The organism is Aromatoleum evansii (assembly GCF_045689615.1).
In the GTDB taxonomy this organism is placed as follows: domain Bacteria; phylum Pseudomonadota; class Gammaproteobacteria; order Burkholderiales; family Rhodocyclaceae; genus Aromatoleum; species Aromatoleum evansii.
Window position 1 is genome coordinate 2,162,519 of record NZ_CP141259.1, and the last position, 12,270, is coordinate 2,174,788.

The 12,270-nt window shown below is 62.3% G+C and carries 9 protein-coding genes and 2 pseudogenes; 9 read left to right on the forward strand and 2 right to left on the reverse strand.

All coding sequences use genetic code 11. The features are described from left to right. Positions 1-178: 178 nt before the first annotated feature. Positions 179-778, reverse strand: a complete 600-nt coding sequence (locus tag U5817_RS10165; protein WP_407280633.1) for a hypothetical protein — start codon at positions 776-778, stop codon at positions 179-181. Positions 779-1,260: 482 nt separating this feature from the next. Next, a complete protein-coding gene (locus tag U5817_RS10170) occupies positions 1,261-3,456 on the reverse strand; it encodes an OsmC domain/YcaO domain-containing protein (RefSeq protein WP_407280634.1) in 2,196 nt (731 codons plus the stop codon). Positions 3,457-3,871: 415 nt separating this feature from the next. On the opposite strand from U5817_RS10170, the gene U5817_RS10175 reads away from it, so the two are divergent. The 9 genes and pseudogenes from U5817_RS10175 to dmpH all read left to right on the forward strand — a co-directional run bounded on the left by U5817_RS10175 (position 3,872) and on the right by dmpH (position 12,259). Continuing rightward, complete coding sequence (locus U5817_RS10175; protein ID WP_407280635.1) at positions 3,872-4,804, forward strand: catechol 2,3-dioxygenase; 933 nt, start codon at positions 3,872-3,874, stop codon at positions 4,802-4,804. Between the two features lie 11 nt (positions 4,805-4,815). After that, entirely contained in the window at positions 4,816-5,085 is a 270-nt protein-coding gene (locus U5817_RS10180; RefSeq protein ID WP_407280636.1) for a phenol hydroxylase subunit, read from the forward strand. Positions 5,086-5,128: 43 nt separating this feature from the next. Continuing rightward, positions 5,129-5,593: pseudogene (locus U5817_RS10185) on the forward strand (phenol hydroxylase); the annotation flags it as partial. Between the two features lie 105 nt (positions 5,594-5,698). Beyond that, positions 5,699-7,192 (forward strand): IS21 family transposase, encoded by a 1,494-nt coding sequence (gene istA, locus U5817_RS10190; protein ID WP_407278191.1) that lies wholly within the window; start codon positions 5,699-5,701, stop codon positions 7,190-7,192. Beyond that, positions 7,182-8,006, forward strand: a complete 825-nt coding sequence (istB, locus tag U5817_RS10195) for an IS21-like element helper ATPase IstB (RefSeq protein WP_407281012.1) — start codon at positions 7,182-7,184, stop codon at positions 8,004-8,006. Before istA ends, istB begins: the two co-directional genes overlap by 11 nt. 150 nt (positions 8,007-8,156) lie before the next feature. Then, positions 8,157-8,645, forward strand: a pseudogene (locus U5817_RS10200) (phenol hydroxylase); the annotation flags it as partial. Between the two features lie 545 nt (positions 8,646-9,190). Then, on the forward strand, positions 9,191-10,651 hold the full coding sequence (locus U5817_RS10205) for a 2-hydroxymuconic semialdehyde dehydrogenase (RefSeq protein WP_407280637.1): 1,461 nt from the start codon (positions 9,191-9,193) through the stop codon (positions 10,649-10,651). A gap of 7 nt (positions 10,652-10,658) precedes the next feature. Next, a complete protein-coding gene (gene dmpE, locus U5817_RS10210; RefSeq protein ID WP_407280638.1) occupies positions 10,659-11,456 on the forward strand; it encodes a 2-oxopent-4-enoate hydratase in 798 nt (265 codons plus the stop codon). Then, positions 11,453-12,259 (forward strand): 2-oxo-3-hexenedioate decarboxylase, encoded by an 807-nt coding sequence (dmpH, locus tag U5817_RS10215; protein ID WP_407280639.1) that lies wholly within the window; start codon positions 11,453-11,455, stop codon positions 12,257-12,259. Before dmpE ends, dmpH begins: the two co-directional genes overlap by 4 nt. Positions 12,260-12,270: the final 11 nt, after the last annotated feature.

Sequence of the window (12,270 nt, forward strand, 5' to 3'; positions counted from 1 at the left end):
AACATCGTCTTCTCACGACTGCCGAACATTTGCCCCAATTAGTTATAGGTCGCCACTGGCCGACAATAGCGTTAAAGCCAATTGGGTTGCATTGCCAGCCTGATCGCTCATGGTCTGGCTTATTCTTACAAACTATCCATGCCCGCATTTGACTTGCAGGATCCTTGTTATTGGCGATTTACGATAAATCCTTCTCTTTTAGCTCCTGCCAACAAAGAAAAGCCAGTAGCGCATACGCCAAAATAAGCAACGGAAGGAGTGCATGTGCTTTGCCGTTATGGAGAAGTAGCCTTTCTGGACGTGCGTATGTATAGACGCCAGTTTGGTAATCCATTCCGCTTTTTACGGGGTGGTCCGGAAAATAATAGGCGAGTATTCCAAAGGAGCGGTCGTAGTAGAGGCGCACCTTATCCCCAGTCTGAAGACTTGGCCCGTAAGGGAATCCACATAATGCTTGTTGTAGCTTAAATCCACAGTGCATTTGTCGTGAGCCAAACTCTCCGTCAATAAAGTAGAGAGGCGGCAATATCCTGTTTTTTCCTGAGCGCACTTCGCCTTCTTGTCTCCACGTTCCATCAAGAATCTCTAATTTTTCTTTTGTCGGAACGCCTCTCACATAATAAGTGAGTAATGGGCTCAGAAGGTATGAATATAGAATCGCTAGAAAAATGAGCGTTGCCCAACAAGGCAGCGGCTTGATATTCGGGTGCCCATTCAAGGCGAGTGCCTGCAGCAGGCGCCGGGTGATTGTCATTTTGCGTTCCAAAGCATCTTTCACTGGACACCCCTGCTGGCAACGCTGATACATTCAGGCTGCCCGTGATCAACGCGATACGGCGAGGGCGTTGCAACGGGGGCGACTCCTTGAAAGCGGTTCAGCATTGGTCTTCCGATCAGATAGGTGTCTTGGATAGCTGTTGAACGCGTAATGCATAATACGCCTTTTGGAATCGCTCAGTAAATGCAAGGCATGGTGGGCTGTCTTAGGGCGCTTACTTAACAACAAGAGCAGGGCTGATTACAGGCACTCAAGGGGGTGAACAGCCCATTGGATCAAGTAACGTGATGAGTTGTCTGACCGGCTTCAGGACGACGTTGTCGTTCTTTCGGCGGCAGTGCCTGAATGATGATTGTCCGGTTGTGGCCGGGAGCACGAGTTCAGCTTTCGTCGCTGTAACCGGCCGGTCAGCTCTTCCTGGCTGCGCCAGCGGTCCAGGTGTGTTCGACGCCTGCCTCCGGCCACGCCGGATCATCGCTGGATCAAGCCGCCACCTTGACCCGCGCCCCGTGCAGTTTCTTGTAGCTGTCGATCAGGCGCTGGTGCCTGTCGAGCCCTTCCAGTTTCATGCTCGTTGGAGTCAGGCCGAAGAAGCGCACGCTGCCGTCCACTGACCCCAGCACCGCGTCCATCCGCGGGTTGCCAAACATCCGGCGGAAATTGACCACGTAATCGTCCAGTTCCAGTTCGTCGTCCAGCAGCACCTCCAGCACGACGTTCAAGGCCTGATAGAACAATCCGCGCTCGACCGTGTTTTCGTTGTACTGCAGGTAGGTTTCGACCAGCTCTTTCGCCGCTTCAAATTGCTGCAAGGCGAGGTTGATCAGCAGCTTCAACTCCAGAATCGTCAGCTGACCCCATTCGGTATTCTCGTCAAACTCGATGCCGATCAAGGTGATGATGTCGGTGTAGTCATCGAGCTGGCTGTCTTCCAGACGTTCGAGCAGTGCTTCCAGGCCGGCATCGTCCAGGCGGTGCAGGTTCAGGATATCGGCGCGGAACTGCAGCGCCTTGTTGGTGTTATCCCAGATCAGATCCTCGATCGGATAGATTTCGGAATAACCCGGCACCAATATGCGGCAGGCCGTTGCGCCGAGCTGGTCATACACGGCCATGTACACTTCCTTGCCCATGTCTTCGAGAATGCCGAGCAAGGTCGCGGCTTCGTCGGCATTGGAGTTTTCACCGTGGCCGGAGAAATCCCACTCGACAAACTCGTAATCGGCTTTGGCGCTGAAGAAGCGCCACGACACCACGCCGCTGGAATCGATGAAGTGCTCGACGAAGTTGTTCGGCTCGGTGACGGCGTTGCTTTCAAAGGTGGGCCGGGGTAGATCGTTCAGGCCTTCAAAACTGCGCCCCTGCAGCAACTCGGTCAGGCTGCGTTCCAGCGCCACCTCCAGGCTCGGGTGCGCCCCGAACGATGCAAACACACCGCCCGTACGCGGGTTCATCAGGGTGACGCACATCACCGGGAACTCGCCGCCCAGCGACGCATCCTTCACCAGCACCGGAAAGCCCTGTTTTTCCAGCTCCTCGATGCCGGCCAGGATGCCGGGATATTTCGCCAGCACTTCGCGTGGCACATCGGGCAGGGCGATTTCGCCTTCGAGAATCTCGCGTTTGACGGCCCGCTCGAAGATTTCCGACAGGCATTGCACCTGCGCTTCGGCGAGCGTATTGCCGGCACTCATGCCATTGCTGAGGAACAGGTTGTCGATCAGGTTGGTCGGGAAATACACCACCTCGCCGTCCGACTGGCGCACATAGGGCAGGGTGCAGATGCCGCGCTCCACATTGCCGGAGTTGGTGTCGTACAGATGCGAGCCACGCAGCTCGCCATCGGCGTTGTAGATCTGCAGGCAGTAGTCGTCGAGTATTTCACGCGGCAGCGCATCCTTGCGGCCGGGCTTGAACCAGCGCTCTTCGGGGTAATGCACGAAGGGCGCGTTGGCGATGTCTTCGCCCCAGAACTGGTCGTTGTAGAAGTGATTGCAATTCATCCGCTCGATGAATTCGCCCAGGGCCGAGGCCAAGGCGCTTTCCTTGGTCGCGCCCTTGCCGTTGGTGAAACACATCGGCGAGTGCGCATCGCGGATATGCAGCGACCACACGTTGGGCACCAGATTGCGCCACGAGGCGATCTCGATCTTCATGCCCAGGTCCGCCAACACCCCGGACATATTGGCGATGGTCTGCTCCAGCGGCAGATCCTTGCCGGCGATATAGGTGCTCGTTTCCGACGCCGGGTTCAGTGTCAGCAAGGCCTGGGCGTCGGCATCCAGATTCTCGACTTCCTCGATCACGAACTCGGGCCCGGTTTGCACGACCTTTTTGACTGTGCAACGCTCGATGGAGCGCAGGATGCCTTGGCGGTCCTTCTCGGAGATATCCGGCGGCAACTCGACCTGGATCTTGAAGGTCTGCTGGTAGCGGTTTTCCGGATCGACAATATTGTTCTGCGACAGGCGGATGTTCTCGGTCGGGATATTGCGCGTGTCGCAGTACAACTTCACAAAGTAAGCCGCACACAAGGCCGACGAAGCCAGAAAGTAATCGAACGGCCCCGGCGCCGAGCCATCGCCCTTATAGCGGATAGGCTGGTCGGCGATTACCGTGAAGTCGTCGAACTTGGCCTCAAGGCGAAGCTTGTCGAGAAAATTGACCTTGATTTCCATGCGGAATCCTGAAATGGCGTGCAAAAAGTTGGCCGCCATTATCGCCGACCAACCCGTGGCAGTCAGCAAAGCCGATGAGTCACCCGTCGCTCCGTCGGTCATGCCCTGGGCCGACGGGTTGTGCACTGCATCGTGACGTTTTTGTAAGGCGGAAACGCCCGATGGACAAAAGTGTCAGTGGGGAATTTCACCCACTTCTCCATTGTTTCCAAAGAATCTCGAAAAAACAATCACTTGTCGAACATGGCACGGCCGCTGCGTTAGTGGGCCTGAGGGCGGCATAAGACGGATTGATTGATCGCCCCGAGTGACGAAATCGTCAGTTCCGGTTCGAGCGGCGTGAAGACGACCCAAGGACCCGGATGGCGGATGAGTCGCCGAGACCGTTCCACATAGAACAATGGAGACAAGAGACATGGCAATGACTGGCGTTCTTCGCCCGGGCCACGCCCAGGTGCGCGTTCTGAACCTGGAAGAGGCGGTGAAATTCTATCGCGACGTACTGGGCCTCGTCGAAACGGGCTGCGACGCGCAGGGCCGCGTGTATTTCAAGTGCTGGGACGAGCGCGATCACAACAGCTACGTGATCCGCGAAGCCGACCGTGCGGGTATCGACTTCTTCGCGTTCAAGGTGCTCGACAAGGCCACGCTCGACAAGCTGGACGCGGATCTGCAGGTGTACGGAATCAAGACCGAGCGCATCCCGGCCGGCGAGATGCTGGAAACGGGCGAGCGCGTGCGCTTCGAGCTGCCGTCGGGTCACGTGATGGAGCTCTACGCGGAGAAGACCGTGATCGGCAACGGCCTGCCGATCGTGAATCCCGCGCCCTGGACGCGCCAGCGCGAGCACGGCATCGGCCCGGTGCGGCTCGACCACGCGCTGCTGTATGGCCCGAACGTCGCGGAAGTGCAGAAGATCTTCACGGAAGTGCTGGGTTTCTACCTCGTCGAGCGCGTGCTGACGCCGGACGGCGAAAACAACGCCGCGATCTGGCTGTCGTGCTCGCACAAGGTGCATGACATCGCCTTCGCGGAGTACCCGGAGAAGGGCAAGCTGCACCACTGCTCCTTCCTGATGGAGAGCTGGGAGCAGGTGCTGCGCGCGGGCGACATCATGTCGATGAACAAGGTGGCGGTCGACATCGGCCCGACGCGCCACGGCGTGACGCGCGGCTGCACGATCTACGCATGGGATCCGTCCGGCAACCGCTTCGAGACCTTCATGGGCGGCTACCAGCCTTATCCGGACAACACGGAGCCGCTGACCTGGACCTTCGACAACTTCGGCCAGGGCCTGGACTACCCCCAGCGCAAGCTCCACGAGACCTTCCTGACGGTCGTGAGCTGAGGGGCAGGGCGATGAGCAGCCTTGCGACTCCCACCGCGTTCGACACCCGCCGCAAATTCGTGCGCGTCACCGGCGAGCGTCCCAACGGTTTCGTCGAGTTCGATTTCGCGGTGGGCGAGCCGGACCTCGCGGTCGAGATGATCCTGACGCGCGAGGCCTTCGCCGAGTTCTGCGAGTGCAACGCGGTCGAGATGCTGGAGCCGCAGGGGGAGCCCGATTCGACCGAAAAGACCGACTGGGACTGGCGCCTCGCCGACGCGACCCGCACCCGCTTCCGATAAATCGAGAACAGCGCTCCCCGACCGGGAGCGCCAGGAGACATCCATGCAGATCGACCTTCGCACGGTGAGCATTCAGCCGCTGCGCAACACTTTCGACCACCTCGCGCGCCGCTTCGGCGACAAGCCCGCATCGCGCTATCAGGAAGGCAGCTACGACATCCAGGCCGCCGAAAACCTGCACTACAAGCCGACCTGGGATCCCGACCAGGATCTCTACGACACGAAGATCACGAAGATCGTGATGAAGGACTGGTACGCGCTGAAGGACCCGCGCCAGTTCTACTACAGCACCTACACGCTGGCCCGCGCCCGCCAGCAGGACACGACGGAAGCGAATTTTGCCTTCGTCGAGTCGCGCGGGCTCGCGGACATGCTGCCGCCCGCGCTGCGCGACACCGCGCTGAAGGTGCTCGTGCCGCTGCGCCACGCCGCCTGGGGCGCGAACCAGAACAACACGCTGATCTGCGGCTACGGCTACGCGACGGTGTTCACGCAGCCCTGTTGCTACGCATTGAAAATTGACCCCCTTTCGCGGGTTATGCGCGCTGAAAATTGACCCCGGTGATTAACCTGCCTGCTCGATGTTTGAGCAGGGTTCGAGGAGATGATCACCATGAACATGCTGGGCAAGATTCGGCGGTTGCACTTTCGCGACGGGCTGTCGATCAAGGAGATCTGCCGGCGCACGGGGCTGTCGCGCAACACGGTGCGGCAATGGCTGAGGGCGGGCGAAGGGGCCGAACCGAAGTACCGGCGAACGGCGCGGGAGACGGTGCTGGCGCCCTTCGAGACGCGCCTCGTTCAGTGGCTCGAGGCGGACGCCCGCCGGGCGAAGCGGGAGCGGCGCACGGCGCTGGTGCTGTTTCGGCAGTTGCAGGAGTTGGGCTTCACGGGCAGCTACTCGCGGGTGAGCGAGTACGTGCGACGCTGGCGCGAGGCCGGTGGGAAGCCGGCGAAATCGAGCTTCATCCCGCTCAAATTCGAATTCGGCGAGGCCTTCCAGTTTGACTGGAGCGAGGAGTCGCTGGTGATCGGCGGCTTCCATCGCAAGGTGCTGCTCGCGCACACGAAGCTCTGTGCGAGCCGCGCCTTCATGCTCGCGGCCTACCCGACGCAGAGCCATGAGATGCTGTTCGATGCGCACACGCGTGCGTTCCGGGTGTTCGGCGGCATTCCCCGACGCGGCATCTACGACAACATGAAGACCGCCGTCGATAAGGTTGGCGTGGGCAAGCGGCGCATCGTCAATACGCGGTTCGCGGCGATGGCGTCGCACTACCTGTTCGATCCGGACTTCTGCAACGTCGCCAGCGGCTGGGAGAAAGGGGTCGTCGAGAAGAACGTGCAGGACAGCCGGCGGCGCCTGTGGCAGGAGGCGCTGCAACGGCGCTTCGGCAGCTTCACCGAACTGAACGCCTGGCTCGAGGTGCGCTGCCAGGCGCTGTGGTCGGAACTGGCGTACCCGGACGCCGAGCACCTCACCATCGCCGACGCCCTCACGCTTGAGCGCGATGCCTTGATGCCAATGGTGCCGAGCTTCGATGGCTACGTGGAGGCGATCGTGCCGGTGTCCAGTACCAGTCTCGTGACGAACGAGCGCAATCGCTACTCGGTCCCGTGCGCCTTCGCCAACCAGAAGGTGAGCCTGCGGCTGTACCCCGAGCGGATCGAGATCCATGCCGAGGACGGCCTGGTCGCCACCCATGCGCGCAGCTTCGAGCGCGGCCAGGTCATCTACGACTGGCAGCACTACCTGCCGCTGCTCGAACGCAAGCCGGGTGCCTTGCGTAACGGTGCGCCCTTCGAGGGCTTGCCGGCGCCGCTACAGCGACTGCGGGCGCTGCTCGTCAAACGCCCGGGCGGCGATCGGCTGATGGCCGACATTCTGGCGCACGTCCCCCGACACGGCCTGGAGAACGTGCTGGTGGCGGTCGAACTGATCCTCGAATCCGGCACGCCCAGCGCGGAGCACGTCAAGAATGTGCTCGCCCGCCTGCGCCAGGCGCCCCCACCGACACCACTCGACACGGTACTCGCGGTGACCGAGGCACCGCTTGCCGACGCCGGCCGCTATGACCGTCTGCACGCGGAGAACGATCATGCGTGAGATTGTCGCCGAACTGAAATCGCTGCGTCTGCACGGCATGGCCCAGCGTTACGATGAATTGCTCGCGGAAGGCGGGGTCGGCATCCAGAGCGCCGGCTGGCTCATTCAGTGTCTGCTCGAGGCCGAGGTCACCGACCGGCATGTGCGTTCAATCCGCTATCAGATGGGGGCGGCGCGTTTCCCCATGCACCGCGATCTGTCCGGCTTCGACTTCGGCAAGTCGAAAGTCGATGCGAAGTTGATCGATGAACTCGCCACCGCCGCCTTCACCGATGCCGCCGCCAACGTCGTGTTCATCGGCGGCACCGGGACCGGCAAGACTCATCTGGCGACCGCACTGGGCGTCAAGGCGATCACTGAGCACGGCAAGCGGGTACGCTTCTTCTCCACCGTCGAGCTCGCCAACAGTCTGGAACTGGAGAAGGCCGCAGGCAAACAGGGGCGGCTCGCGCACGCGCTGATGCACGTCGATCTCGTGATCCTCGACGAACTGGGCTATCTACCCTTCAGCCAGGCCGGGGGAGCCTTGCTCTTCCACCTGATCTCCAAGCTCTACGAGCGCACCAGCGTGATCATCACGACGAACCTGACCTTTGCCGAATGGCCCGCCGTGTTCGGCGACGCGAAGATGACCACTGCGCTGCTCGACCGTCTCACGCACCACTGCCACATCGTGGAAACGGGCAACGAATCCTTCCGTTTCCAGCAAAGCAGTCAGACGGCCAAGGCGCGCGTCCGGGCGCGCGAGGTGAGCCGAGCGGCGCGGCCCGTCGAGTCCCTGGATGTGACCGCGGAGCCGGACGCGCCATTCTGAGCCCCGAGGGGGAGGAAGCGGCTGCGGGCTACGCCCTTCGCCGCTTCCTCCCCCTCGGTCGATACGACTACACTTCACTCCAGCCAATCAATGATGAACGGCTAAACCCCCGGGGTCAGAATTCGGTGCACACGGGGGGTCAAAATTCAACGCGCGCGGACACCCTACGGACGCTTCTTCGTGAAGAAGTCGGCCGACGTGCCGGTGATCTTCATGGCCGGCGGTTCCGGGCTGTCGAGCCCGCGCTCGATGATCCTCGATCTGCTGGCGGAAGGCTTCGAGCGCCCGATCACCCTGGTCTACGGGCAGAGAACGCGCGAGGAGCTGTACTACCATGACGAATTCCTCGCGCTGGCGGAGCAGCACCAGAACTTCCATTACGTGCCGGTGCTGTCGCACGAACCGGAAGGATCGGACTGGCAGGGTTTCAGGGGCTTCGTGCACGACGCGGCGAAGAACCATTTCGACAACGACTTCCGCGGGCACAAGGCCTATCTGTGCGGCCCCCCGCTGATGATCGAGGCGTGCATCGGCACCTTGATGCGAGGCCGACTCTTCGAGCGCGACATCTATACCGAGAAGTTCATCTCGGCCGCGGACGCCCAGCAGGTCCGGAGCCCGCTGTTCAAGGCGATCTGAGCCGTGCCATCGAGCGGCGGGATCCGCCTGCGGCTCCTCCCGCCCTACGTTTCGGTCCGGTGGCAAGGACGTAGGGCGGGAGAAGCGAAGCGTATCCCGCCATCGGGTGCATGAGGTGCCCCGACCGTGTCTGTTCCTCCCCCTTCAAGGGGGGCGGAACAGGGATTTCGGCGAGCACTGCTCGCCGCCTGTCGAGCGGCGAGGCGCAGCCGAGACTACCGGTTAGGAGGGGGATGGGTTTCGGCCGTGTCCGCGTTAACCCATCCCCACCCCAGCCCGGGAGTCTTCGCTTCGCTCCGCAGCTACAGCGGCGCAGAGCGGGTGCTCTGCGAAACCCCGCCTCCGCCCCCTTGAAGGGGAGGGAGTGCCTATACGCTTTCATCGGCAACGGCACTTCGTCGGATACGCCATACCTGAAAGGTATGGCTAAAAGAAAACAAAAGTATTGGACGGTATAACCACCCCGTTCATAGACTGATCCTCAAGCCCGGAATGTGCCGAGCATCATGCGACCGGGATAACAGAGACAAGGAGCGAGGATGACCATGCGTCAGATTCAGAATTTCATCGGCGGAGAGTTCGTGGCCGCCGCGAGTGGCAGGCGCTTCGACAAGCGCTCGCCCCTCGATAATCGGGTGATCGCGTCGATCGCCGAAGCCGGGCGGACTGAAGTCGACGCCGCCGTGAGCGCCGCGCGCGCTGCCTTGCATGGCGAGTGGGGCGGCCTGACGACGGAACAGCGCGTCGAGCTGCTGTACGGCGTCGCCAACGAGATCACGCGTCGGTTCGAGGACTTCGTTGAAGCCGAGATGGCTGACACGGGCCAACCACGTCACGTGATGACCAGCGCCTTCATCCCCCGTGGCGCGGCCAACTTCAAGGTGTTCGCAGACGTCGTCAAGAACGTGCCGAACGAGTCCTTCCAGATGGCGACGCCGGACGGACGCGGCGCGCTGAACTACGGCATCCGCGTGCCCAAGGGCGTGATCGGCGTGATCTGCCCGTGGAACGCGCCCTTCATGCTGATGACGTGGAAGGTCGGCCCGGCGCTCGCGTGCGGCAACACCGTCGTCGTGAAGCCGTCGGAGGAATCCCCCCATACCGCAACGCTGCTGGGCGAAGTGATGAACACCGTCGGGGTGCCGAAGGGCGTGTACAACGTCGTGCATGGCTTCGGGCCGGATTCCGCGGGCGAGTTCCTGACCCAGAACCGCGGCGTCGATGCGATCACCTTCACCGGCGAGACGCGCACCGGCACCGCGATCATGAAGGTCGCCGCGGAAGGCATGCGCGACGTGTCCTTCGAGCTCGGCGGCAAGAACGCGGGCATCGTGTTCGCGGATGCGGACTTCGATGCGGCGGTCGAAGGCATCTTCCGCTCGGCCTTCCTGAACTCCGGCCAGGTCTGCCTGGGCACCGAGCGCGTATATGTCGAGCGCCCGATCTTCGAGCGTTTCGTGCAGGCGCTGAAGGTGAAGGCAGAAGGCGTGAAGTTCGGCCGTCCCGACGACCACGATGCGAACTATGGCCCGCTCATCAGCCAGGAGCATCGCCAGAAGGTGCTCTCGTACTACCGTAAGGCGGTGGAAGAGGGCGCGACGGTTGTCACCGGCGGTGGTGTGCCGCAGATGCCGGGCGAGCTGGCGGAGGGCGCGTGGGTCGAGCCGACGATCTGGACGGGGCTGCCTGATGACGCGGCGGTCGTGCGCGAGGAGATCTTCGGGCCGTGCTGCCACATCCGGCCTTTCGACAGCGAGAACGAAGTCGTCGCGCTCGCGAACGACACGGAATACGGCCTCTCGACGACGATCTGGACGAAGGATCTTGCCCGCGCCCATCGTGTCGCTGCGCGCGTCGATGTCGGCATCACCTGGGTGAATAGCTGGTTCCTGCGCGATCTTCGCACCGCGTTCGGCGGATCGAAGCAGTCCGGAATCGGCCGCGAGGGCGGTGTCCATTCGCTCGAGTTCTATACGGAAACGCGAAACATTTGCGTGAAGCTCTGAGGCAAACATGAACGAAGAAAAGATCAGGCAATACGGCGACGAGCTCTTCGACGCCTGGCGCGAGCGCCGCACGCTGCAGCCGCTGCTGGAGCGCGAGCCGGATATCACGCTCGACGACGCCTACCGCATCCAGCTGCGCTACATCGAGCGCCGCGTGCAGGCGGGCGAAAAGATCGTCGGCAAGAAGATCGGCGTAACGAGCAAGCCGGTGCAGGACTTCCTCGGCGTGTTCCAGCCGGACTTCGGCCAGCTCACGTCCGGCATGGTGTACCAGGAAGGCGACGTCATCGACCTCGGCTCGCTAATCCAGCCGAAGGCCGAAGCCGAACTCGCCTTCGTGCTCAAGCACGACCTGCGGGGCCCGGGCGTGACCGCGATGGACGTGATCCGTGCGACCGACTACGTCGTGCCGTGCTTCGAGATCGTCGATTCGCGCATCACCGACTGGAAGATCCGCATCCAGGACACGGTCGCCGACAACGCGTCGTGCGGCGTGTATGTGCTCGGCAAGACCAAGGGCGACCCGAGGAAGCTCGACATCACGCTCGCCGGCATGGTGCTGGAGAAGAACGGCGAGCTGCATTCGACGGGCGTCGGCGCGGCGGTGCAGGGTTCGCCGGCGAACGCGGTGGCGTGGCTCGCGAACACGCTGGGCGAACTGGGCATCCCGTTCAAGGCCGGCGAAGTGATCCTGTCGGGATCGCAGTCTCCGCTGGTGCCCGTCGTCGATGGCGACGAACTCGTGTGTACCGTCGGCGGCCTGGGTAGCTGCCGCGTGAAATTTGCCGGAAGGAGCGCGGTATGAGCCGGAACAATGAACTGACGTTGTCGCGCGAGGACATCGTGCGCCTGTGCGAGCGCGTCGAGGGCGCCCAGCGCGGCGCCTACGCGATCACCAAGCTCACCGACGAATACCCGTCGATGACGATCGCCGACGGGTACGCCGTGCAGAGCGAGCTGCGCCGCCGCTACCTCGCGCAGGGACACCGCCTTGTCGGCTGGAAGGCGGGCCTCACGTCGAAGGCGAAGATGCAACAGATGGGCGTCGACGTGCCCTCGATCGGCTTCCTGACCGACCGCATGGCGCGCCCCGAGAGCAGCGCGATCTCGACGGCCGACCTCGTGCATCCGCGCGTCGAGTGCGAAGTCGCCTTCGTGATGAAGAAGGACCTGCAGGGACCGGGTTGCACCCGCCAGAACGTGCTCGATGCGACCGACTATGTGCTGCCCGCGGTCGAGATCATCGATTCGCGCTACTCCGGCTTCAAGTTCGACCTCGCCAGCGTCATCGCGGACAACGGCTCGTCGGCGCGCTTCGTCGGCGGCGGCCGCGCACGCTATGTCGAGGAACTGGATCTGCGCACGCTCGGCGTCGTGATGGAAAAGAACGGCGAGATCGTCACGATGGGCGCCTCGGCCGCGGTGCTCGGCCATCCGGCGGAGGCGATCGCGATGCTGGTGAACATCCTCGCCGGGATGGGCGAATACCTCCCCGCCGGCAGCTTCGTGATGAGCGGCGGCATCACCGAAGCCGTCCCCGTGAAGCCCGGCGACAGCATCGTCGCGCGCTTCCAGGAACTCGGCAGCGTGTCGATGCGCTTCGTCTGACCCCCGACTCC